Annotated in this window: 26 protein-coding genes and 1 tRNA gene; 14 read left to right on the forward strand and 13 right to left on the reverse strand. The window is 69.2% G+C overall.

Annotation, left to right across the window (positions count from 1 at the left end):
- The first annotated feature begins 86 nt into the window (after positions 1-86).
- Complete coding sequence (rpoZ, locus tag RT655_RS10675; RefSeq protein WP_294257031.1) at positions 87-431, forward strand: DNA-directed RNA polymerase subunit omega; 345 nt, start codon at positions 87-89, stop codon at positions 429-431.
- Here the strand turns inward: rpoZ and RT655_RS10680 are convergent.
- From RT655_RS10680 to RT655_RS10690, 3 genes are read right to left on the reverse strand one after another with little or no spacing between them, the layout of a single operon-like run.
- On the reverse strand, positions 419-1,003 hold the full coding sequence (locus RT655_RS10680) for a DUF4269 domain-containing protein (protein ID WP_313536603.1): 585 nt from the start codon (positions 1,001-1,003) through the stop codon (positions 419-421). The genes rpoZ and RT655_RS10680 overlap by 13 nt on opposite strands.
- 48 nt (positions 1,004-1,051) lie before the next feature.
- Positions 1,052-1,744, reverse strand: coding sequence for an RlmE family RNA methyltransferase (locus RT655_RS10685; protein ID WP_313536604.1), 693 nt, complete (start codon positions 1,742-1,744; stop codon positions 1,052-1,054).
- Between the two features lie 18 nt (positions 1,745-1,762).
- The gene (locus tag RT655_RS10690; protein WP_409530252.1) at positions 1,763-2,824 is read right to left on the reverse strand and encodes a Ppx/GppA phosphatase family protein; all 1,062 of its coding nucleotides are present in this window, start codon (positions 2,822-2,824) and stop codon (positions 1,763-1,765) included.
- A 157-nt stretch (positions 2,825-2,981) separates the two neighbouring features.
- Here RT655_RS10690 and RT655_RS10695 point away from each other — a divergent pair.
- Together RT655_RS10695 and RT655_RS10700 are read left to right on the forward strand one after the other, a co-directional pair.
- Positions 2,982-3,055, forward strand: a tRNA-Gln gene (locus tag RT655_RS10695).
- Positions 3,056-3,160: 105 nt separating this feature from the next.
- Positions 3,161-3,436, forward strand: a complete 276-nt coding sequence (locus tag RT655_RS10700) for a hypothetical protein (RefSeq protein ID WP_313536948.1) — start codon at positions 3,161-3,163, stop codon at positions 3,434-3,436.
- 4 nt (positions 3,437-3,440) lie between these two features.
- Here RT655_RS10700 and RT655_RS10705 read toward each other — a convergent pair whose 3' ends face one another.
- The gene (locus RT655_RS10705) at positions 3,441-4,754 is read right to left on the reverse strand and encodes an MFS transporter (RefSeq protein ID WP_313536606.1); all 1,314 of its coding nucleotides are present in this window, start codon (positions 4,752-4,754) and stop codon (positions 3,441-3,443) included.
- A complete protein-coding gene (locus tag RT655_RS10710) occupies positions 4,751-5,074 on the reverse strand; it encodes an antibiotic biosynthesis monooxygenase (protein ID WP_313536607.1) in 324 nt (107 codons plus the stop codon). The genes RT655_RS10705 and RT655_RS10710 overlap by 4 nt, the downstream gene beginning before the upstream one ends.
- A gap of 62 nt (positions 5,075-5,136) precedes the next feature.
- Here RT655_RS10710 and RT655_RS10715 point away from each other — a divergent pair, with 62 nt between their 5' ends.
- Positions 5,137-5,892, forward strand: coding sequence for a sulfite exporter TauE/SafE family protein (locus RT655_RS10715; RefSeq protein WP_313536608.1), 756 nt, complete (start codon positions 5,137-5,139; stop codon positions 5,890-5,892).
- Positions 5,893-6,034: 142 nt separating this feature from the next.
- Here RT655_RS10715 and RT655_RS10720 read toward each other — a convergent pair whose 3' ends face one another.
- Positions 6,035-6,970, reverse strand: coding sequence for a ribose-phosphate pyrophosphokinase (locus tag RT655_RS10720; protein ID WP_313536609.1), 936 nt, complete (start codon positions 6,968-6,970; stop codon positions 6,035-6,037).
- A gap of 201 nt (positions 6,971-7,171) precedes the next feature.
- Here RT655_RS10720 and RT655_RS10725 point away from each other — a divergent pair, with 201 nt between their 5' ends.
- The 8 genes from RT655_RS10725 (at position 7,172) to RT655_RS10760 (ending at position 12,414) form a co-directional block, all read left to right on the forward strand.
- Positions 7,172-7,843 (forward strand): TonB family protein, encoded by a 672-nt coding sequence (locus RT655_RS10725; protein WP_313536611.1) that lies wholly within the window; start codon positions 7,172-7,174, stop codon positions 7,841-7,843.
- 73 nt (positions 7,844-7,916) lie between these two features.
- Entirely contained in the window at positions 7,917-8,264 is a 348-nt protein-coding gene (locus tag RT655_RS10730) for a hypothetical protein (protein WP_313536612.1), read from the forward strand.
- Between the two features lie 14 nt (positions 8,265-8,278).
- Positions 8,279-9,226, forward strand: a complete 948-nt coding sequence (gene ribD, locus RT655_RS10735; protein WP_313536949.1) for a bifunctional diaminohydroxyphosphoribosylaminopyrimidine deaminase/5-amino-6-(5-phosphoribosylamino)uracil reductase RibD — start codon at positions 8,279-8,281, stop codon at positions 9,224-9,226.
- Complete coding sequence (locus RT655_RS10740; protein WP_313536613.1) at positions 9,226-9,834, forward strand: riboflavin synthase; 609 nt, start codon at positions 9,226-9,228, stop codon at positions 9,832-9,834. Before ribD ends, RT655_RS10740 begins: the two co-directional genes overlap by 1 nt.
- A complete protein-coding gene (ribB, locus tag RT655_RS10745) occupies positions 9,821-10,957 on the forward strand; it encodes a 3,4-dihydroxy-2-butanone-4-phosphate synthase (protein ID WP_313536614.1) in 1,137 nt (378 codons plus the stop codon). Before RT655_RS10740 ends, ribB begins: the two co-directional genes overlap by 14 nt.
- Positions 10,957-11,376 (forward strand): 6,7-dimethyl-8-ribityllumazine synthase, encoded by a 420-nt coding sequence (gene ribH, locus RT655_RS10750; protein WP_313536615.1) that lies wholly within the window; start codon positions 10,957-10,959, stop codon positions 11,374-11,376. Before ribB ends, ribH begins: the two co-directional genes overlap by 1 nt.
- Positions 11,376-11,921 (forward strand): GNAT family N-acetyltransferase, encoded by a 546-nt coding sequence (locus tag RT655_RS10755; protein WP_313536616.1) that lies wholly within the window; start codon positions 11,376-11,378, stop codon positions 11,919-11,921. Before ribH ends, RT655_RS10755 begins: the two co-directional genes overlap by 1 nt.
- A gap of 208 nt (positions 11,922-12,129) precedes the next feature.
- Positions 12,130-12,414 carry a hypothetical protein gene (locus tag RT655_RS10760; RefSeq protein WP_313536617.1) on the forward strand — a complete coding sequence of 95 codons (285 nt, stop codon included), beginning with the start codon at positions 12,130-12,132 and terminating at the stop codon, positions 12,412-12,414.
- On the opposite strand, the gene RT655_RS10765 is transcribed toward RT655_RS10760, so the two are convergent.
- Positions 12,402-13,517: an alkene reductase gene (locus RT655_RS10765; protein ID WP_313536618.1), complete on the reverse strand. Its 1,116-nt coding sequence runs from the start codon at positions 13,515-13,517 to the stop codon at positions 12,402-12,404. The two genes, RT655_RS10760 and RT655_RS10765, sit on opposite strands and share 13 nt — an antisense overlap.
- 54 nt (positions 13,518-13,571) lie before the next feature.
- On the opposite strand from RT655_RS10765, the gene RT655_RS10770 reads away from it, so the two are divergent.
- Positions 13,572-14,477: a DMT family transporter gene (locus tag RT655_RS10770; RefSeq protein ID WP_313536619.1), complete on the forward strand. Its 906-nt coding sequence runs from the start codon at positions 13,572-13,574 to the stop codon at positions 14,475-14,477.
- Between the two features lie 40 nt (positions 14,478-14,517).
- A complete protein-coding gene (locus RT655_RS10775; RefSeq protein ID WP_313536620.1) occupies positions 14,518-15,174 on the forward strand; it encodes a COQ9 family protein in 657 nt (218 codons plus the stop codon).
- Here RT655_RS10775 and RT655_RS10780 read toward each other — a convergent pair.
- Genes RT655_RS10780 through hemC form a run of 6 tightly spaced genes read right to left on the reverse strand, consistent with a single transcriptional unit; the run spans position 15,159 to position 20,468 of the window.
- Entirely contained in the window at positions 15,159-16,277 is a 1,119-nt protein-coding gene (locus RT655_RS10780) for a CaiB/BaiF CoA-transferase family protein (RefSeq protein ID WP_313536621.1), read from the reverse strand. The genes RT655_RS10775 and RT655_RS10780 overlap by 16 nt on opposite strands.
- Positions 16,274-16,792: a GNAT family N-acetyltransferase gene (locus tag RT655_RS10785; RefSeq protein WP_313536622.1), complete on the reverse strand. Its 519-nt coding sequence runs from the start codon at positions 16,790-16,792 to the stop codon at positions 16,274-16,276. Before RT655_RS10785 ends, RT655_RS10780 begins: the two co-directional genes overlap by 4 nt.
- Positions 16,792-17,976 carry an acyl-CoA dehydrogenase gene (locus RT655_RS10790; RefSeq protein WP_313536623.1) on the reverse strand — a complete coding sequence of 395 codons (1,185 nt, stop codon included), beginning with the start codon at positions 17,974-17,976 and terminating at the stop codon, positions 16,792-16,794. Before RT655_RS10790 ends, RT655_RS10785 begins: the two co-directional genes overlap by 1 nt.
- Before the next feature lies 1 nt (position 17,977).
- Entirely contained in the window at positions 17,978-18,871 is an 894-nt protein-coding gene (locus RT655_RS10795) for a hypothetical protein (protein WP_313536624.1), read from the reverse strand.
- Between the two features lie 32 nt (positions 18,872-18,903).
- Positions 18,904-19,566 (reverse strand): uroporphyrinogen-III synthase, encoded by a 663-nt coding sequence (locus RT655_RS10800; protein WP_313536625.1) that lies wholly within the window; start codon positions 19,564-19,566, stop codon positions 18,904-18,906.
- Positions 19,563-20,468: a hydroxymethylbilane synthase gene (gene hemC / locus RT655_RS10805; protein ID WP_313536626.1), complete on the reverse strand. Its 906-nt coding sequence runs from the start codon at positions 20,466-20,468 to the stop codon at positions 19,563-19,565. The genes RT655_RS10800 and hemC overlap by 4 nt, the downstream gene beginning before the upstream one ends.
- Positions 20,469-20,566 lie beyond the last annotated feature (98 nt).

A 20,566-nucleotide genomic window follows, 5' to 3' on the forward strand; every position in this document is an offset into this window, starting at 1 on the left:
CGGCCCTGGCGGGATTTCTTGACATTTGCGGGCTCGGCCCCTAACTGGCCGGTCTTTCCCGGCCCTGACATCTAAGGAAGAACAGGATGGCGCGCGTCACTGTCGAAGATTGCGTCGACAAGATTCCGAACCGGTTCGACCTGGTGCTGTTTGCTGCGCAGCGTGCGCGGCAGATTTCCGGCGGTGCCGACCTGACGCTGGATCGCGATCGCGACAAGAACCCGGTCGTCGCCCTGCGCGAGATCGCCGAAGAGACCGTGCGTCCCGACCATCTGCAGGAAGCCGTGGTGTCGAGCCTGCAGCGTGTCCGCGTCGACGACGAGGATGCGCCCGACGAAGTCGGTTCGATCCAGGCCCAGGCCGAGGCGCTCCGCCTCACCGCCGCAGCCCCGCCGCGCAACCAGAATCTGGGCGGCGACTACGAGGGCTGATCGCCTTCGATCGAGCGAACGACAAGGGGGCTGGCGGAAACGCCGGCCCTTTTTGTTTGGGCGCCGATCCGGGTGCGCAGGGTCTCGTGATCGAGCTGCTCCAGCGTAAGCAGCGCAGCATAGGGATCGCCCAAGAGGCCCAGTATCTGTGCAAAGGCAGGCTCGGTCTTGGCGCCCGCGTGTCGGCGCGCCATCACGGCGGCGCGGAGCGGTTCGCCGCCCAGCGCAAGCAGCCGCTGCTCGATCGCGAAATGCCGCCAGCCGAGCTGCTCGGCGACGGGGCGGGCTTGGCCGAACAGCTCGAACAGCCAGCCGGCGCAGCGAAAGCGTGCGACGATAGGGCGATCGCTGCCCTGCCACTGCCACATCGCGAAACCGGGCCGGTCGCGATAGGCGGCCCAGACCGTTGCGGCGAAGGCGTGCGAATCGGGGGCGTGGCAGAGGATGTCGATGTCGCTGTCGGGCAGGTCGAGGCCGAGTGGCGGCGTGCCTGCGACATGTGGGTCAAACGCGGCGAGATGCTGAAGGACACCGCTTTGCACGAGCGCTTCCGTGTACGCCGACCTCGTCATGGCGTTCCCTAACCCGTATCCCCCCTGGCGGGGGAGGATACGCTATTGCTATTCCTGCTCGGGCTCGGGCTCGGGGGCGCTGCGCCCCTTGAACCCCTGCGCCACCACATACCATTCCACCGAGCCCTTGCGGCTGGCGGGCGGCTTGGCGTGCTTCACCGTGGTGAAGGCGCGCTTCATCTCGGCGATCAGCGACGAATCGGCACCGCCCGCGAAGACCTTGGCGACGAAATCGCCACCCGGCGCCAGCGTCTTGAGCGCGAAGTCGAACGCGGTCTCGACCAGCGCCATGGTGCGCAGCGCATCGGTCTGCGGATGGCCGACGGTGTTCGCCGCCATGTCCGACAGGATCAGGTCGGGCGCGCCGCCCAGCTCCTCGATCAGCCGATCGGGCGCGGCATCGTCCATGAAGTCCATCTGGAGCAGCGTGGCGCCCTCGATCGGATCGACCGGCAGCAGGTCGATGCCGACCACCGCCGCCTTGGGCAGCATGCGACGCACCACCTGCGTCCAGCCGCCCGGCGCGACGCCGAGATCGACCACCCGCTTGGCGCCCTTCAGAAAGCCGAACTTCTCGTCCAGCTCGGTCAGCTTGTAGGCCGCACGGCTGCGATAGCCCTCGGCCTTGGCCCGGCGGACATAGGGGTCGTTCAGCTGGCGCTCCAGCCAGCGCGTCGATTGCGCCGTACGGCCGCGCGCCGTGCGCACGCGGACATGGCCGCGGCCACCGCCCCTGCTCATCGCTTGTTCCTCACAACCTTATAAGGGCGCGCCGCCGATCAGCCGCCGCAAGATGCCTTCGCGAATGCCGCGATCGGCGATGCCTAGCCGCTCGGCGGGCCAGATGTCGAGGATCGTCTCCAGGATCGCGCAGCCCGCCGAGACGAGATCGGCCCGCTCGCTCCCGATGCACGGCACCTGGGCACGCTCCTTGACGCTCATCGCTGCGATTCGCGCGCTGACCTCGCGCATTGCCGCGCTCGGCACGATCAGCCCGTCGACCGCCGAACGGTCATAGGAGGCGAGCCCGAGATGCACGCTGGCCAGCGTCGTCACCGTGCCGCTGGTGCCCAGCAGCCTGCGCGTGCCCTTGGGCTGGCGCAGCCGCGCGACGAACGGCGCGAAGCTCTCGCGCACTCGGGCGCGCATATCGGCATAGGCGGCGGCGCGGGCATCGGCACCCACTGCCTTGCTCTGCCCGGTCGCCTCGCTGAGCGACACCACGCCCCAGGGCGCGCTGTGCCAGTCGAGGATGCGCGGGATGGGGGCATGCGAATCGACCAGCACCAGCTCGGTCGAGCCGCCGCCGATGTCGAACACCAACGCCGGCCCGTCGCCTGGCTCGAGCAGCGCATGGCAGCCGAGCACGGCGAGCCGCGCCTCTTCCTCCGCCGTGATGATGTCGAGCGCGATCCCGGTCTCGCGATAGGCGCGCTCGATGAACTCGGCGCCGTTCTCGGCCTGGCGGCAGGCCTGGGTCGCCACCGACCGGGCGAGCGCCACGTTGCGGCGCTTGAGCTTTTCCGCGCAGATGCGCAGCGCCGCGAGCGTGCGCTCGATCGCCGCGTCCGACAGGCGACCGGTCGTCGCCAGCCCCTCGCCAAGCCGGACGATTCGCGAGAACGCATCGATCACCGCAAAGCCCGAGCCTTGCGGACGCGCGATCAGCAACCGGCAATTATTCGTACCCAGATCCAGCGCCGCATAATGGCGTGCTTCGGGCCAGCGTGGTGCCGGGCCTTTCGCGGCCGGCGGAGGCGGGGCGTTGCGGGCGGCGGAAACGCGCCTCCCGCGGGGCATTCTGGCGGAGCCATCCCCCATAGCATCAACTCACTTATCTTCTTCCGTCACCAAACCAAAACGGCCCGGCCGGTGCTTGGATGCGAGGCTAGACGAGCAACGATGGCAGCGCAAGGCGAGCGCACGATTGCGCGTTGACAGCGCCGATGCATCCCCCTATCTGGCGCGACCTGTCTGGTGCCCCGTCGTCTAAAGGTAAGACTACGGACTCTGACTCCGTCAATTGAGGTTCGAATCCTCACGGGGCATCCAAACGGCTTTCCGGCCTTTCCGAAATCGCTACGCCGCCGACTCCGCAATGCGGCAGGCATGGAACGCCGGGCGGATCGCGTGCCGCCGATCGCCAGCGAGGATGCAATGGCCAAGCGCAAACGATATCTCACGGCCACCCTGGCGGACGGCTATGTGAAGACGATCGGCCCGACCGCCGCGCCCTTCACCCATTATTGGCGGATCGTCGCGGATCTGGGGAATGGCCGCACCGAGGTCTTCTGGGGGCATGCCAAGTCGCTGAAGGAGGCGACCGGCAAGCGGGCCGCGACCGAAGAGGCTGCCCGCCAGCGCGGCTGGGCGGGCTATGCCTTTGAGGTCGTGGACTTGGTCGAGACGCAGGGGCCGCCCGAACGGGCCTGATTCGCTAGCCGGCAGATGCGCGCGGCTCAGGGGCGTGCGAGGCCCCGCGCGTCGCGATCCAGCCATAGCCGAACAGCAGCACCAGCGCGCTAGCGGCGACCAGATAGGGCAGCGCGCCCCAGAATTCGTACATCGCAACGCCGATCGACGGTCCCAGCACGAAAGCCGCGCCGTTGATCGACGTTACGCGCCCCGCCACCGAGCCCTGCGCATGCGGTCCCACCGCGAGCGAGGCGCCGGCGGTGAAGCCGGGCCGCGCGAAGCCCATGCCCAGCGCGATCGTCGCATAGCCGAGCGCGATTCCGTAGAGCGATCCCGCCATCGCGGTCATACCGCAGCCGATCGCCCCCAGCGCCGCCCCCGCCAGAATCAGCGCGCGCGGCTTGAGCTCGAGCAGCGGGATCAGCCCCCATTGGACCAGCAGCGAGGCCCCCGCGCCGATCATCAGCACCAGCCCCGTCGGCTCCAGCGCGGCGGATGGGGCGAGCGCCAGCCGGTCGATGATCAGGAATCCGATCGCCTGGCCGGTCATTGCCTGGGCATGGCCCGTGACCAGCCCGGCGATCATCCAGGGGCGCACGCGGGGATCGAAGGTGCGGATATGCTCGACATGCTCGCCCATCGCAGCCGTCACATTGGCACCGGTGCCCTGCCCGCCGATCGAAGGATAGCTGGGTGCCGCGCCATGCTCGATCGCGCCGGAGGTTGCCGGCAGCAGCCGCAGGACCGCTACCAGCAGCACCAGCCCGACCAGGCTGGCGGCAAAAGCGGGGCCGGAGAGGCCGATCAGCGGCCCGCCGGGCCAGAGATGGCCCATGACGAGATAGGGCGCGACTGCGGGCCCCAGGATCGTCCCCAGCCCGAAGGCGGAGGCGAGCAGGGTGAGCGCTTTGGTCCGCTCCTCGCGGCTGGTGCGCGCGGCGACGATCGCCTGCACCGCCGGCGGCGCGGCCGATCCGAAGGCGCCGTAGAGCATCCGCCCGACGACGAAGGCGGCGAAGGTGGCGAAGGGGCTCAGCACGCCGTTGATGCCGAGCGCGAGGCACAGCCCGCACAGCCCGAGCGAGGCGGTAAAGCCGGCAATGCCGAGCAGTACCATCCTGCGCCGTCCGGCGCGTTCCGATCGATTCGCCCAATAGGGTGCGGTGAGCATCCACAGCAGCGCCGAGACCGAGAAGACCGCCGCCACCGCGCTGTCCGCCGCGTGCAGCTCGCGGCCGAGCGCGGGCAGGATCGATTGCAGCGCGGTGTTGCCCGCGGCGATCATCAGCATCACCCCAAACAGCAGCGCGAAATCGCGATCGATCGCCCGGCTCATGCCCGGCGCCACCGATAGCCGCGCTCGACCCGGGTGACGATCACCTCATACCATTCGTACCAGCGTTCGCGGCCCTGCGCGCGGATCGCGGCATGCGCAGGATGGTCGCGCCAGGCAATCGCACTGGCATCGTCGGCCCAATAGCTGATGGTGATGCCCACGCCCGCCTCCCCGCGCTGCGATTCGACGCCGCGATAGCCGGGCTGCTGCGCCGCCAGCACGTCCATCGCGGTCGCCGCTTCGGCATAGCCTGCGTCGTCGGCGGCGGTGCGCTTCGATATGAACAGCACCGCGATCTGGCCGGTACGATCCTCTCCCATGCGGAAATCGTAGAATGGGTTCGGCGCTTTGCAATCCGAACCTGCCCTGCGAAAGCGGGCGCATGATCACCGACTGGCATTTCTATGCGCTCGCCATGCCCGCCGTGCTGCTGCTCGGCCTGTCCAAGGGCGGATTCGCCGGCATGGGCGCGCTGTCGCTGCCGCTGCTCGCGCTCGCAATCGATCCGGTGCGCGCCGCCGCGATCACGCTGCCGATCCTGATCCTGCAGGATGTGGTGAGCGTCTGGGCGTTCCGCCGCACCGTCGACTGGCGGCTGGTGGCGTGGATGCTGCCGGGATCGATGGCGGGGATCGCGCTCGGCTATGGCTTTGCCGCGAGCGTGTCGCCGGTGCTGGTGCTGGCCGCGGTGGGGGCGATCTCGATCCTGTTCGGCATCTACCGGCTTTGGACGAGCGGGCGGTCGACGCCGGCGATGGCGGCGCGCTGGCCCGAATGGGTGGGCAGCCTGTTCGGCATCGCCTCGGGCTTCACCAGCCAGATCGCCCATGCCGGGCAGCCGCCCTTCCAGCTCTGGGTGCTGCCGCGGGGCCTGCCGCGCGACCGGCTGGTGGGGACGACCGCGATCTTCTTCGCCGCGACCAACTGGATCAAGGTGCCCGCCTATTGGGCGCTGGGGCAGTTCACGCGCGCGAACCTGCTGACCTCGGCGGTGCTGTTCCCGCTCGCGCTGGCGTCGACGCTGGCGGGGGTGTGGCTGGTGCGGCGGGTGTCGCCCGAGCGATTCTACACGGCGATCTATGTACTGATGATCGCGGTGGGCGGCGCGCTGCTGTGGGAGGCGGTGGCGAAGGCCTAAGATCCTCCCCGGAACGGGGAGGGGGACCGCCGCCGAAGGCGGTGGTGGAGGGGGGCTTCAACGCCGGACTCGCTTGCGGAGAGCCCCCTCCACCATTCGCTTTGCGAATGGTCCCCCTCCCCGTGCCGGGGAGGATCTGGGATTAGTCGAACAGGCTGGAAACCGAACTCTCGTCCGCGATGCGGCGGATCGCCTCGGCGATCAGCGGGGCGATGGTGAGGTGGCGGACCTTCTCGCCGGCCGCGACGATCTCGTGGTTACCAATCGAATCGGTGATCACCAGCTCGCGCAGCTCGGACTTGGCGACGCGCGCCATCGCCGCGCCCGAAAGCACGCCGTGGGTGCAGTACGCCACCACGTCCTCGGCTCCCGCCGCCTTAAGCGCCGCAGCGGCGTTGCACAGCGTGCCGGCCGAATCGACGATGTCGTCGATCAGGATGCAGAAGCGGTCCTTCACCTCGCCGATGATGTTCATCACCTCCGATTCGCCCGGACGCTCGCGCCGCTTGTCGACGATGGCGAGCGGGGCGTTGTCGAGCCGCTTGGCGAGCTGGCGCGCACGCACCACGCCGCCGACGTCGGGCGAGACGACCATCCACTGCTTGTCGATGAAGCGCGTCTGGATGTCTGCCGACATCACCGGCGCCGCGAACAGATTGTCCGTCGGGATGTCGAAGAAACCCTGGATCTGCCCGGCATGCAGGTCGACCGAGAGCACGCGGTTGGCGCCCGCGGTGGTGATCAGGTTGGCGACCAGCTTGGCCGAGATCGGCGTGCGCGGGCCCGGCTTCCGGTCTTGGCGGGCATAGCCGAAATAGGGGAGCACCGCGGTGATCCGCTTGGCCGACGCGCGGCGCAGCGCGTCGATCATGATCAGCAGCTCCATCAGATTGTCGTTCGCCGGATAGCTGGTCGACTGGAGCACGAAGACGTCCTCGCCGCGGACATTCTCGAGAATCTCGACGAAGATCTCGTCGTCCGCGAAGCGGCGGACGTTCGCCTGGGTAAGCGGAATTTCCAGATAGTCGGCGATGGCGCTCGCCAGCGGCAGGTTCGAATTGCCGGCCATGAGTTTCATAGGTGCGTGGCCTCCCGTGCCGCGTCGCGATGTCCCGATGCTCGCGCCCTTTAGTGCGACGTTTCCGTGACGCAAAGAGGGCATCGCCGCTTCCCCCTGTGCCAGCGCTGCACCCTTGGTACTTTACGATCATAATGTGACGTTGTACCATCACCTTCATCCGGCGTTCATAGACCGGTGTTGGAGAAGGAGTGCAAGGTGATGCATGCCGATACTCGCTATCATGCCAGTGCACCGCGTTCGGTCAGCTTCGGGGCCGCGCTCGCCATCAATGGGGCCATTCTTGCGGGGATGATCTTGGCCGCACCGAACATCGTGGTGCTCAAGGACCCGCCGGTGGTGATGAAGCCGATCGACGTGCGCGACCGTCCGCCGCCCCCGCCGGAGGACGAGACAAAGCCAGTGGAGAAGGTGCAGCCGCGCACCTCCGCGCCGCCGGTCGCGCCGAAGCCGCTGGTGGAGTCGAACAGCACGACGAACATCGAAACCACGACCAAGATCAGCGACGCGCTGCCGCCAATCGAGAAGCCGGCCGATTCAGGTCCGGTCCGCACGATCGATCCCCCCACGCCCGTCCCCGCACTGATCGGCGCGTCCACCGATCCGCGCTACGCGCAGGACTTCCAGCCCGAATATCCCGCGCAGGAAATGCGCGCCCAGCGCGACGGGTTGGTCACCCTGCGCGTGCTGATCGGCGCCGACGGGCGGGTGAAGGCGGTGGAGCCGGTCAGCGCCACCAGCGACGCCTTCTTTGCCGTCACCCGGCGCCAGGCGCTCGGCAAATGGCGCTTCCGCCCCGCCGCCCGCGGCGGTGTGCCTGAGGAAAGCTGGAAGACCATGACCGTCCGGTTCCGGATCGAAGACGCCCGCTGATCGCCCTCCGATCCCAGCGGCGTGGACGCGGGGGCTGGCCCTGGAGCCCCCGCGTCCCTATCTTGCGGGGCCGATGACCTTCCTCAAGTACATCTCGCCGCTCAAGGCGCTGCGCGACCTTCGCGGCTATCTCGCGACGCGCAAGAAGCACGAGCTCTGGTTCATGATGCTCGCATTGGCGATCACCTTCGGCATCATCGTGGTGTTCGTGAAGGATTCGCACGTGCCGGTGCCGTACAAGAAGAACATCATCTACGTGGACAGCTGGCCGATCACCCGCACCGAAGCGGAAATTCGCGAGAAGCAGAAGGTCGACGAGGCCAAGCGCCAGGAAGACGAAGCGGCCTTCCTCGAGCGGCAGAAAAAGCGCCAGGCCGACTTCAAGAAATATGACGACTGGCTGAAGAAGCACGGGATTTGAACGACGCGGGCTGGATGGCCGTGGCGCTCGGGCTTGCCGAGCGCGGCAAGGGGCGGACGGCGCCGAACCCGAATGTCGGCTGCGTGCTCGTCCGCGACGGTCGCATCGTCGGACGCGGCTGGACCCAGCCCGGCGGGCGCCCCCATGCCGAGGCGATGGCGCTGGCGGAAGCCGGCGAGGCTGCGGGCGGCGCCACCGCCTATGTCACACTGGAGCCCTGCGCGCATGTCTCGCCGCGCGGCCCGGCCTGTGCGGACCTGCTGGTCGCGGCTGGTGTTGCTCGCGTCGTCGCCGCGCTGCGCGATCCCGACCCCCGCACCGACGGCTCCGGCTTCGTGCGGCTGACAGAGGCCGGCATCGCCGTCGCATCGGGACTGATGGCGACCGAGGCCCGGCGCAGCATGGCCGGCTTCCTCACCCGCCTTGCCAGGGGCCGCCCGCACGTCACCCTCAAGCTCGCCACCTCGCTCGATGGGCGCATCGCGCTGTCGACCGGCGAGAGCAAGTGGATCACCGGTCCCCAGGCCCGCGCCCATGTCCATCTCGAACGCGCCCGGCACGACGGCATCCTGGTCGGCCGCGGCACCTTTCTCGCCGATGTCCCGAAACTGGACGTGCGGCTGCCCGGCCTCGCCGATCGCGCCCCGCGGCGCACCCTCCTTTCCTCCACCGGCCCCACCCCGCCGGGCTGGGAGCGGATCGCCGACATCGCCGACATCCGCCATCTGACCGGCATCGACACGCTGATGGTGGAGGGTGGCGCCAAGGCGGCGTCCGCGTTCCTACGCGCCGACCTGGTCGATCGGCTCCTCCTCTACCGCGCGCCGATCCTGCTCGGCGGCGGCAAACCCGCGGTCGAGGCGTTCGGCCTCGCCGCATTGTCCGAGGCGCATGATCGCTGGCGCCTGCTGGACTCTCGACTGCTTGGCAGCGATCGGTTCGAGGTCTACGAGCGCAACTGATGTTCACCGGAATCGTAAGCGATGTCGGCACGATCGACGCGGTACAGCGCCAGGGCGACCTGCGCGTGCGCGTGGCGACGGCCTATCCCACCCATGAGATCGATCTCGGCGCCTCGGTCGCCTGTTCGGGCGTGTGCCTGACGGTGGTCGACAAGGGCCCCGGCTGGCTCGACTTCGACGTGTCGGGCGAAACCGTCTCGCGCACCGCCGACGACCAGTGGACCGCCGGCCGCAAGCTCAACCTCGAACGTGCGCTGCGGCTGGGCGACGAGCTGGGCGGGCACATCGTCACCGGCCATGTCGATGGCATCGGCCGGGTGAAGCTGGTCGAGGCGATCGACGGCTCGCACCATGTCGTGATCGCGGCGGGTCCGGAAATCGCGCCGTACGTCGCCCCCAAGGGCTCGATCACCGTCGACGGCGTGTCGCTGACGGTCAACGCGGTGGACGACACGCCCGAGGGCGTCGAATTCCACCTCAACATCATTCCCCACACCGCCGCGGTCACCACCTTCGCCACGCTGGCGCAAGGCCAGGCGGTCAATCTGGAGATCGACGTGCTGGCGCGCTATCTTCAGCGCATGGAGGCATTGCGTGCCAAAGGCTGAACTCGCCGCGCTCAAGCACGGCTTTCTCTCCTCGCCCGAGGAATTGATCGACGAGGCCCGCAACGGCCGGATGTTCATCCTGGTCGATGACGAGGATCGCGAGAATGAAGGCGATCTGGTCATCCCCGCCCAGATGGCGACGCCCGACGCGATCAACTTCATGGCCAAATATGGCCGCGGGCTGATCTGCCTGGCGATGACCAAGGCGCGCGTAGACCAGCTCGGGCTCGAGCTGATGAGCCGCGCCAACGGCACCCGCCACGAAACCGCCTTCACCGTCTCGATCGAGGCCAAGGAAGGCGTGACCACCGGCATCTCCGCCGCCGACCGCGCCCGCACCATCTCGGTCGCGATCGACACGGGCCGCGGGCGCGAGGACATCGTCACCCCGGGCCATGTCTTCCCGCTGGTCGCGCGCGACGGCGGTGTCCTGGTCCGCGCCGGCCATACCGAGGCGGCGGTCGATGTGTCGCGGCTGGCGGGCCTCAACCCCGCCGGCGTGATCTGCGAGATCATGAAGGACGACGGGACGATGGCCCGGCTCGACGATCTCGTCGGCTTCGCGCAGCTCCACAACCTCAAGATCGGCACGATCCGCGACCTGATCGCCTATCGCCGCCGCCACGACCATCTCGTCGAACAGCGCGCCGAGGCCAGCTTCACCAGCCCCTGGGGCGGCGACTGGCGCGCGCTCACCTTCTGGAACAAGGCCAGCGGCAGCGAACAGATCGCGCTGGTCAAGGGTCGCATCGATCCGAACAAGCCGACGCTGATCCGCATGCACGCGCTCTCGCCGTTCAGCGACCTGTTCGGCGAGGACGGTCCGCGCGGTGGCATGCTGCGCAAGTCGATGGAGATCATCGGCACGGAAGGCTCGGGCGTGATCGTGGTGATCAACAAGCCGCGCCCCGACCAGTTCACGCTGGCGCTGCAGGCGCGCGCCGGCGCGATCGAACCCAAGGACATGGACGAGCTGCGCGACTACGGCGTCGGCGCGACCATCCTCACCGAACTCGGCGTGCAGGACATGATCCTGCTCACCAACACCCATCACACGCTGGTCGGTCTCGACGGCTATGGCCTGTCGATCGTCGGCGAACGTCCCCTGGATCCGGAGCAATAATGGCGAACATCCTCATCGTCGAAGCGCGCTTCTACGAGCATCTCAACGACATGCTGATCGCCGGCGCCAAGGCCGCGATCGAGGCGGCGGGGCACAAGGCCGAGGTGATCACCGTGCCGGGCGCGCTCGAGATCCCCGGCGCGGTCGCGCTGGCGACCGACAGCGGCCGCTATGACGCGTTCGTCGCGATCGGCGTGGTTATCCGCGGCGAGACCTATCATTTCGAGATCGTCGCGGGCGAAAGCGCGCGCGGGCTGATGGCGCTGTCGATGGACGGCGTCGCGATCGGCAACGGCATCCTGACGGTGGAGAACGAAGCGCAGGCATTGGTCCGCGCCGATCCTGCGCAGAAGGACAAGGGCGGCGAGGCCGCCAAGGCGGCGCTGGCGATGCTGGCGCTCAAGGCCAAGTTCGGCTGATGCAGGTGCCGGTGCTCGAAACCGAGCGCCTGATCCTGCGCCAGCACACGGCTGGCGATTTCGACGCATGGGCGGCGTTCCATGCCGATCCCGAGGTGATGCGGTTCCTGGGCGGCGTGCAGCCGCGCGGGACCGCCTGGCGCAGCCTGTGCAGCATGGCGGGCGCCTGGACGATCCGCGGTTTCTCGATGTTCGCGGTCACCGAGCGCGAGAGCGGCCGATGGATCGGCCGTATCGGGCCCCATTCGCCGGAAGGCTGGCCGGGACTGGAAGTCGGCTGGGGCCTGGCGCGCGAAGCGGCGGGCAAGGGCTATGCCCGTGAAGCTGCCATCGCCGCGATCGACTATGCGATCGAGGTGCTCGGCTGGTACGAGGTGATCCACACCATCGATCCCGAGAATACGGCATCGATCCGGCTGGCGCAGGCCCTCGGCGCGGAGAATGGGGGGCCGACCCGGCTGCCCGCGCCGCTCGAGCATCTGCGGGTCGATCGCTGGGCGCAGACAGCCGAACAATGGCGCGCCCGCCGCGTGGCGCTGGGCTGACGCGATGGACATGCCCCCCTCTCGCTATCGCGTCGAAGAGCGGGGCCGGCGGCTGGTCGTCATCGATCGCGCCACGGGCCGAGAAGTCTCCCACACCAAATCCCCCCTTCCGCTTGCGGGAGGGGTCGGGGGAGGGGATGGCAGCCGAAAGCGTTCCGGCCCGAGATCATCCCCTCCCGCAAGCGGAAGGGGTGCGCAGGCTTGGCGTTTGGGAATACAACGTCCGAAGGCCACGCCGGACAGCTTCGTCACCCGCAGCTGGTTCGACGCCAGGGCGCCGCGCACGATCAAGCTCAACGACACCGCCCATGCGCGGCTGGCGGCGCTGCGCTTCGGCGGCGCGATCCTGATCGCGCTGCTGGTGACCGGCAGCTTCCTGTTCTGGCCCTGGTTTCCCTTCACCCTTGCAGCGGTGCTGACCCCGCAGAAAACGCGCGAGCGTCTCCGCGCGGCCAGCACCCGCTGGATCGACGGCTTCGATCAGGCCGGCTGAAGCGCGGCCTCGTCGGCGGTTGGATAGTCGGTATAGCCCTCGGCCCCGCCGACATAGAAGAATTCCTCCCGCTGCGGATTGAGCGGCAGGCCTTCGCGCAGGCGGCGCGGCAGGTCCGGATTGGCGAGGAAGGTCCGGCCGAAGGCGATCGCATCGGCCTTGCCCGCATCGAGCGCCGCCTGGGCGCTTTCCGCATCATAGTCCGAATTGAGCGCCAGCACGCCGCGATAGACCTTGCGCATCACCGGGTGGATCGGCGCCTGGTCGGGCTCGCCGCGGCTGCCACCCGGACGCGGCTCGCGCATCTCGAGGAACGCCACGCCGATCTCGTCCAGCGCCGCCGCGGCGGCTTCGAACAGCGGCACCGGGTTGCTGTCGTTGACGCCCTGCACCTCGCCATTGGGCGACAGGCGCACACCGGTGCGATCGGCACCGATCGTGTCGACAACGCGCTGACTCACTTCGCGGAGCAGGCGGATGCGGTTGTCGATCGAGCCGCCATATTCGTCCTCGCGGAAGTTCGAATTGTCGCGGAGGAACTGGTCGATCAGATAGCCATTGGCGGCATGGATCTGCACCCCGTCGAAACCGGCGCGGATCGCGTTGTCCGCCGCGCGGGCGTAGTCGTCGAGGATGCCGGGGATCTCGTCGATGCGGAGCGGGCGGGCCTGACTATAGGGGCGCTTGGTCTCGCCGGCATCCTCCGCCGGATAGGTGCGCACTTCGCCGGGGGCGGTGGTCGCGGAGGCGGAGACCGGCGGCTCGCCGCCGAGGAAATCCGAATGGACCAGCCGGCCCATGTGCCAGAGCTGCGAGACGATCTTGCCGCCGGCTTCGTGGACCGCCGCGGTGATCGGCTTCCACGCCTCGACCTGTTCGTCGCTCCAGATGCCGGGGGCATAGGCCCAGCCGAGCCCCTGCTGGCTGATACCGGTCGCCTCGGTGATGATCAGCCCGGCGCTCGCGCGCTGGCGGTAATAGTCGACCATGACCGGCGTCGGCACATGGCCGCGGGTCGAACGGCCGCGGGTGAGCGGCGACATCCACACGCGATTGGCGGCGTGGATCGCGCCGAGCTGAATCGGATCGAACAGGCTGGGCATCGAATTTCCTTTGGCAGCTTGTGACTTCGCACAGATAGGGCGCTACAGGGCGCCATGCAGCGCAACGCATCGACAACAAAAACTACCCCGGCACGAAGCCATGTTGCGACCGCGCTCATTGCAGCGTTGATCGCGAATGCCGCGCTCGCCACGGGGCCGTTGTTCGTGCGGATGGCGGACGTGGGCCCGGTATCGGCAGCGTTCTGGCGCCTGATCATCGCGACGCCCATCCTGTTCGCGGCGGCCACGGCGATGGGCGAGAAGCCGATCGCGCTGGCACGCGGGCGCTGGTGGATCCTCAGCATCGCCGGCGTGGTGTTCGCGCTGGACCTGGCGAGCTGGCATATCGGCATCGTCCGCACCACGCTCGCCAACTCCACCCTGTTCGGCAATTCGGCGTCGCTGATCTTCCCGATCTACGGCTTCGTCATCGCCCGCGCCTGGCCGAGCAGGATGCAGGGCGCGGCGTTGCTGCTGGCCGCGCTCGGCGGCGCGCTGCTGCTCGGGCGCTCGGCCGAACTCTCCTCGCGGCATCTGGCGGGCGACCTGTTCTGCCTCGCCGCGGGCGTGTTCTACGCGGTCTATTTCGCGCTGATGGCGCGGGTGCGGGTGTCGCTCGGGCCTGTGCCCGCGCTGGCGCTGTCCTCGCTCGCCACCATCCCGCCGCTGCTGGTGATCGCGCTGGCGATGGGCGAGCAGATCGTGCCGCATCTCTGGTGGCCGCTGCTCGCGCTCGCCATCGTCAGCCAGCTGATCGGGCAGGGCTGCATGATCTACGCGCTCGGCCACCTGTCGCCGCTGGTGATCGGCATCGCGCTGCTGGTGCAGCCGGCGGTGGGCGCGGCGCTCGGCTGGATCATCTTCGACGAGAAGCTCGGTACCGCCGACCTGTTCGGCGCGGCGCTGGTCGCGGCAGCGCTGGTGCTGGTGCGCCAAGGCGCGGTACGGCCCAAGGGGTAGGCGGTTGCCGGGGCGCGGCTTCGCGCCTAGATCAGCATCCATGGATCTCGCCGACGCCACCCTCGACGAACTGCGCGCGGCGCTCGCCCCGTCGCTTGCCGCCAACGCCGCCTTCGACGGCTGGAACCAGCGCGCGCTGGACGCCACCGCCGACGGCATGGGCGTCGACCGCGACGTGGCGCGACTCGCCTTCTCGGACGGCCCGCTCGCGATGATCGACGCCTGGTTCGCGCATATCGACCGCGCGATGCTCGACGAGCTTTCGCCCGAGACGCTGGCGGGAATGAAGATCCGCGCGCGCATCACCGCGCTGGTCGAGGCGCGGCTGGCGCTGCTGGCCCCCTATCGCGACGCGCTGCGCCGGGCGCTGGCGATCCTCGCCATGCCGCAGAACCTCACACGCGCCAGCAAGCTCGGCTGGCGCGCGGCGGACGCAATGTGGCGCGCGGCGGGCGACACCGCGACCGATTATAACCATTATACCAAGCGGATGACCCTCGGCAGCGTCTATGCCGCGACCATCGCCGTGTTCGTGCAGGACGAGAGCGAGGAATGGGCCGACACCCGCGCCTTCCTCGCCCGCCGCATCGACGGGATCATGCGCTTCGAAAAGGCCAAGGCCGGATTTGTCAATCGCACGACCAACCGCCCCAGCCTCTCGCGCTTCATCGGCCGGCTGCGCTACCCCGCGATCTGAGGTCGGGCCGGGCTCGCCCGGTCCGCCACCATGCGTTCGCCGTCGATCGTGATCGGGCTGGCGAGGCCCGGCAGCCCCTCGCGCACGATCGCCATGCCGCGGGCGATCACCTGCGGATCGGCGAACACCTCGTCGACTCGGTTGATCGGCCCAGCAGGCACCCCCTGTGACTCAAGGGCCTCATAGAGATCGGCCTTGGCCCAATCGAGGATCGCGCGGGCGAGCTGCGGGATCAGCGCGTCGCGATTCGTGACTCGCGCCGGATTGGTCGCGAAGCGGGGATCGCTTGCCAGATCGAGCGCGAGGATCGTGCAGAGCCTGTCGAATTGCGAGTCATTGCCCACCGCCACGATCAGCTCGCCGTCGCGGCAGGCAAAGGCCTGGTAGGGCACCAAATTCGCATGCCCGTTGCCCATGCGATGCGGCACCGTGCCGCTCGCCATCCAGTTGAGCGCTTGGTTCGCCAGCACCGCCACCTGCGTATCGAGCAGGGCCATGTCGATATGCGCGCCCGTGCCCTCCACGTCGCGCCGGTGCAGCGCGGCAAGGATCGCGACGGCCGAATACACCCCGGTGAAGATATCGGCATAGGCGACGCCCGCCTTTTGGGGTGCCCCATCGGGTTCGCCGGTGAGGCTCATCGCCCCGCCCATGCCCTGGATGATGAAGTCATAGCCGGCGCGGCCTGCATAGGGCCCGGTCTGGCCGAAGCCGGTAATCGAGCAGACGATCAGCCGCGGGTTCAGGCCAAGCAGGCTGGCGGCGTCGAGCCCGTACTTCACCAGCCCGCCGACCTTGTAGTTTTCGATTACCACATCCGCATCGGCGATCAGCGCCCTCGCCGCCGCTTGGCCCTCGGGCGTGGCGATGTCGATGCCGATGCTCGTCTTGCCGCGGTTGCAGGCGTGGAAATAGGCGGCGTCGCGGTTCTCGCCCGCGGCATCGTGGAGGAACGGCGGGCCCCAATGGCGGGTGTCGTCCCCTGCCCCCGGCCGCTCGACTTTCACCACCTCGGCGCCTAGGTCGGCGAGCAGCTGCCCGCACCAGGGGCCCGCGAGGATGCGGGCGAGCTCGACGACCTTGATGCCGGCGAGCGGCTTCACGGGCGGCGGATCGCGTAGACGACGTGATCGGAGAAGACCTGCCCGCCGCCGCGATGGTTGCGCCCGGGTATCAGCTGGCCGCCGATCTTCGCCATCGCCCCGCGTGACCTGACATTGTGCTCGCCCACCAGGAACACCACCGTCCCGACGTACCGATGGATATGGTCGAGCATCAGCCGCTTGACCTCGCGGTTATAGGTGCCGCCCCAAGTGGCGCGCGCGAGGAAGGTCCAGCCGATCTCGATCTCGTCGTCTTCGGGCAGATGATAGTCGTAGCGGCTGGAGCCGATGATCGCGCCGGTCCCCTTGTCCTCGATCGCGAGGCCGCCCCCGCAGGCCAGCGCTTCGGCAAAGAACTGGCGGAACACCGGCTCCTGCCAACGGTCCGGCCGCGGATGCACTTCCCAGATCAGCGGATCGGAGGCGACGGCGTAGAGCGCGTCCCAGTCCGCTGCGACCAGCGGCCGGATGCGGACGAGCTCGCCCTCCAGCACCGGCTGCCGATCGGGCGCCATCAGAACGCCGCGATGCCGGTGATCGCCCGGCCGAGGATCAGCCCGTGCACATCGTGGGTGCCCTCGTAGGTGTTCACCGTCTCGAGGTTGATCGCGTGGCGGATCACATGAAATTCGGCCGAGATGCCGTTGCCGCCGTGCATGTCGCGCGCGACGCGGGCGATATCGAGCGCCTTGCCGCAATTGTTGCGCTTGATGATGCTGATCGCCTCGGGGCTGAGCGTGCCGGCATCGAACATCCGCCCGCAGCGCAGCGCCGCCTGCAGCCCGAGCGCGATCTCGGTCTCCATATTGGCGAGCTTGAGCTGCACCAGTTGGGTCGCGGCGAGCGGCCGGCCGAACTGGTGGCGATCGAGCGTATATTGCCGCGCGGCGTGGAAGCAGGCCTCGGCCGCGCCCATCGTGCCCCAGGCGATACCGTAGCGCGCGCGGTTGAGGCAGCCGAACGGGCCCTTCAGCCCCTGAACGTTGGGGAGCAGCGCGTCTTCGCCGACTTCCACCCCGTCCATCACGATCTCGCCGGTCACCGAAGCGCGCAGACTCAGCTTGCCCTCGATCTTGGGGCTGGTGAGCCCCTTCATGCCGCGTTCGAGCACGAAGCCGCGGATCGCGCCGTCATGCGCGTCGCTCTTCGCCCAGACGACGAACACATCGGCGATCGGCGAGTTGGTGATCCACATCTTGGCGCCGGTGATCCGGTAGCCGCCGTCGATCTTCTCGGCGCGGGTACGCATCCCGGCGGGATCGGAGCCGGCATCCGGCTCGGTCAGGCCGAAGCAGCCGACCCATTCGCCGCTCGCCAGCTTGGGCAAATACTTCCGCCGCTGCTCCTCGCTCCCGTATGCGTGAATCGGGTGCATCACCAGCGAGCTCTGCACGCTCATCGCCGAGCGATAGCCCGAATCGACTCGCTCCACTTCGCGCGCGACCAGGCCATAGGCGACATAGCCGAGCCCGGCGCCGCCATAGGTCTCCGGGATCGTCGGGCCGAGCAGGCCCAGCGTGCCCATCTCCGCCATGATCTCGCGGTCGAACCGCTCCTCCAGATAAGCGGAGGTAACGCGCGGGAGCAACTCGCCCTGCGCATACTCTCGTGCGGCGTCGCGCACCATCCGCTCTTCGTCGGTCAGCTCGCCATCGAGCCCGAACGGATCCTGCCAGTCGAACCGGCCCATCTCTGCCATTTCAGTCGTTCCTCGGTGTCTCCGGTGCCGGGGCGGGGGCGGCTGCCTGCGCCACGACCGGGGGTTTGGGCGGCGTTGCAGCGGCCGCCTTCTCTATCTCGTCCAGTGCCTTGCGGGCATTCACATAGCGCGAGGCGGCGCTGGTCCAGCCTTCCGCCACTGACGCGCCGGGCATATGCGCCACTTCGGCGATCGCGGTCTCGACATTGCCGGCGGCCAGCGCGCTACGGGCGCGGCGGAGGCGCTCGGCCGGGCGCGGGCTCGGCATGCCGGCTTGGTGCAGCACGAACAGGTCGCCGACGAAGCTGCGGAAGCGTACCCAAAGGCTATCGTCCGGCCCGGTGCCGAGCCGCGGCGCGATCGTATCCAGTGCGATGCGAAGATCCTCGAGCGTCAGCGGGTCGCCGGCGGCCGTAACGATCGCGCCGACCGCCTGCGGATGTCGCTCGCCGAAACGGGCGCGCAGCTGCTGCTCCAGCGTGCCCAACCGCTGGCCGCGCTCGACCGCACGACGCACCGCGGCGGCGACCATCAGCCGTTCGGCCTGGGTAGAATATTGCGCGGCATTGCGCGCGCTCTCGTCCGCCTGGCGCAGCTCGATCTCCAGCGCGTCGAGCCGGGCGGCAAGCTGGCTTTCTCGGGCATCGAGCGTCGCGACGTCGGTCGCAGGCGCCAGCACCGGGGGCGGCACCTTTAGCGGCTGGACCGCGGGCGATGCCGCGGCTGCCGGCTTGGTTGCGTCGCCTGTCGCGCTCTTGAAATGCGGACCGGCCAGCTCGATCGCGCCCGCGGTGAGCGCGACGCCGGCGAGGAAGCCCAGCCCAACGGGGATCATTCGGTTGCGGCGCGGACTCAGGGTTCGGACCGGCTCGGGCGCCAGGGGCTCGTCGCTCATGGGCGCCCTTTTCGCCGCGCCGGCCCCGCGGGTCAATCGGCGAGCGCGATGGCGAGGTCGATCAGCGCCTCGGTTTCGGGGCGCGGCGCGATCGCGGTCGCCCGCCAGCCGGTGCCGGCGCCCTTCGCTGCCGCCTCGCTGATCGCCGCCAGGATGACGGCGCCGCGATCGGGCACGATCTCCGCCAGCCGCGCACCCGCGCGCGCCGACTGGACCAGCGCGACGCAGCTATCCAGCGCCGCGACCTGCTCGGCAGTGACGGCGAGGACTTCGCTGGCATAGACCGGGAGCACCGCGGCGACGATGCCGCCCGCCTCCAGCGTCCGCTCGCGACCTGCCAAGTGCAACGCGCGGCGGACGCCCGACGCCTCGGCCTCCGCCACCAGCGCCGCGGCGCCGGCATCGCCGACGGCGACGACATCGAGATGGGCGCGCCGGGCCGCGGAAGCGGTCGCCTCGCCCACGGCCCAGACCGGTAGCCCCCGCAGCGGTCCGAGCCCCTCGCCCGCCCAGCGCACCGCGTTGGCGCTGGTGAGGATCAGCGCGTCATGGGCTGCCGCGTCGGGGACGTCCCATGCCAGCGGCCGTGTTGCGAACAGCGGCAGGCGGATCGCGGTGCGTCCGCGGCCCTCGATCGCGGCGGCGGTGATTCGGTTGCCGGGCTCGGGCCGCAGCACCGCGATGGCGCGGCTCATCCGGCGAACAGCGCGCGCACGGCCTCGGGCGCGCGATCGAGCAGGTCGCGGGCGAGCGTCGCGGGCAGCATCGCGTCCTCGGGTGCGCCTTCGATCATGCCATGGACGTGCGCGCTCCCGTCGGCGGCGTAGAGCTCGGCCTCGATGGTAAGGATCGCGCCTTCGATCGTCGCCAGCGCGGCGACCGGCGAATGACAGTCCGCCATCAGCGCGGCGAGCAGGGCGCGTTCGGCGAGCACGCAGGCGCGGGTCTTGGGATGGTCGATCGTGGCGAGCAGCCCGAGCATCCGCGAATCATTGGCGCGCGCCTCGATACCTACCGCGCCCTGTGCCGGGGCGGGCAGCAGGACGTTCGTGGGCATGATGTGGCCGACATCGAACCGCCCGAGCCGCTCCAGCCCTGCGGAAGCCAGCAGCGTCGCATCCGCTTCGCCCGCCGCCAGCCTGGCGAGCCGCGTATCGACATTGCCGCGGAACAGCACGGTGGTCACGTCCGGGCGGTGGCGCTTCACCTGCGCGGCGCGACGCGGCGAGGCGGTGCCGATCACCGCACCGGGCCTGAGCGCGGCGAGCGAGTCGGCGCCGACCAGCCGGTCGCGCACGTCCGCACGGGGGAGCATCGCGGCGATCGCGATCGCGTCGGGGCGGATGGTCTCGACGTCCTTCATCGAATGCACCGCGCAGTCGATCTCGCCCGCCAACAGTGCGCGATCCAGTTCCTTGGTCCACAGCGCCTTGCCGCCGATCTCGGCCAGCGGCCGGTCCTGCACCTTGTCGCCCGTGGTGCGGACGACAACGATCTCGCCCGCGATGCCGTGCGCGGCCTGGAGCGCATCACGCACCATATGGGCCTGGGTAAGGGCGAGCGGCGAGCCACGCGTGCCGATGCGAAGTGCAGTCATGCCGCAGGTGCTAGGGTGGCACGAAAGCGAGGGCAATGGGGGTCTTCGCGGATCCAAACGCCCTGAGCCTCTGGACCCTGCCGCCAAGCGGCTTAGAT

The organism is Sphingomonas sp. (assembly GCF_032114135.1).
Lineage (GTDB): Bacteria > Pseudomonadota > Alphaproteobacteria > Sphingomonadales > Sphingomonadaceae > Sphingomonas.

Excerpts from the sequence above, each read along its gene's own strand:
- hemC (WP_313536626.1), bottom strand. The coding sequence starts at position 20,468 with ATGACTGCACTTCGCATCGGCACGCGTGGCTCGCCGCTCGCCCTTACC.
- RT655_RS10730 (WP_313536612.1), top strand. The coding sequence starts at position 7,917 with ATGACCTTCCTCAAGTACATCTCGCCGCTCAAGGCGCTGCGCGACCTT.
- RT655_RS10680 (WP_313536603.1), bottom strand. The coding sequence starts at position 1,003 with ATGACGAGGTCGGCGTACACGGAAGCGCTCGTGCAAAGCGGTGTCCTT.
- RT655_RS10720 (WP_313536609.1), bottom strand. The coding sequence starts at position 6,970 with ATGAAACTCATGGCCGGCAATTCGAACCTGCCGCTGGCGAGCGCCATC.
- RT655_RS10790 (WP_313536623.1), bottom strand. The coding sequence starts at position 17,976 with ATGGCAGAGATGGGCCGGTTCGACTGGCAGGATCCGTTCGGGCTCGAT.
- RT655_RS10795 (WP_313536624.1), bottom strand. The coding sequence starts at position 18,871 with ATGAGCGACGAGCCCCTGGCGCCCGAGCCGGTCCGAACCCTGAGTCCG.
- RT655_RS10755 (WP_313536616.1), top strand. The coding sequence starts at position 11,376 with ATGCAGGTGCCGGTGCTCGAAACCGAGCGCCTGATCCTGCGCCAGCAC.
- RT655_RS10715 (WP_313536608.1), top strand. The coding sequence starts at position 5,137 with ATGATCACCGACTGGCATTTCTATGCGCTCGCCATGCCCGCCGTGCTG.
- RT655_RS10705 (WP_313536606.1), bottom strand. The coding sequence starts at position 4,754 with ATGAGCCGGGCGATCGATCGCGATTTCGCGCTGCTGTTTGGGGTGATG.
- RT655_RS10690 (WP_409530252.1), bottom strand. The coding sequence starts at position 2,824 with ATGGGGGATGGCTCCGCCAGAATGCCCCGCGGGAGGCGCGTTTCCGCC.
- RT655_RS10710 (WP_313536607.1), bottom strand. The coding sequence starts at position 5,074 with ATGGGAGAGGATCGTACCGGCCAGATCGCGGTGCTGTTCATATCGAAG.
- rpoZ (WP_294257031.1), top strand. The coding sequence starts at position 87 with ATGGCGCGCGTCACTGTCGAAGATTGCGTCGACAAGATTCCGAACCGG.
- RT655_RS10770 (WP_313536619.1), top strand. The coding sequence starts at position 13,572 with ATGCAGCGCAACGCATCGACAACAAAAACTACCCCGGCACGAAGCCAT.
- RT655_RS10700 (WP_313536948.1), top strand. The coding sequence starts at position 3,161 with ATGGCCAAGCGCAAACGATATCTCACGGCCACCCTGGCGGACGGCTAT.
- RT655_RS10765 (WP_313536618.1), bottom strand. The coding sequence starts at position 13,517 with ATGCCCAGCCTGTTCGATCCGATTCAGCTCGGCGCGATCCACGCCGCC.
- RT655_RS10740 (WP_313536613.1), top strand. The coding sequence starts at position 9,226 with ATGTTCACCGGAATCGTAAGCGATGTCGGCACGATCGACGCGGTACAG.
- RT655_RS10775 (WP_313536620.1), top strand. The coding sequence starts at position 14,518 with ATGGATCTCGCCGACGCCACCCTCGACGAACTGCGCGCGGCGCTCGCC.
- RT655_RS10800 (WP_313536625.1), bottom strand. The coding sequence starts at position 19,566 with ATGAGCCGCGCCATCGCGGTGCTGCGGCCCGAGCCCGGCAACCGAATC.
- RT655_RS10685 (WP_313536604.1), bottom strand. The coding sequence starts at position 1,744 with ATGAGCAGGGGCGGTGGCCGCGGCCATGTCCGCGTGCGCACGGCGCGC.
- ribD (WP_313536949.1), top strand. The coding sequence starts at position 8,279 with ATGGCCGTGGCGCTCGGGCTTGCCGAGCGCGGCAAGGGGCGGACGGCG.
- ribH (WP_313536615.1), top strand. The coding sequence starts at position 10,957 with ATGGCGAACATCCTCATCGTCGAAGCGCGCTTCTACGAGCATCTCAAC.
- RT655_RS10725 (WP_313536611.1), top strand. The coding sequence starts at position 7,172 with ATGCATGCCGATACTCGCTATCATGCCAGTGCACCGCGTTCGGTCAGC.
- RT655_RS10785 (WP_313536622.1), bottom strand. The coding sequence starts at position 16,792 with ATGGCGCCCGATCGGCAGCCGGTGCTGGAGGGCGAGCTCGTCCGCATC.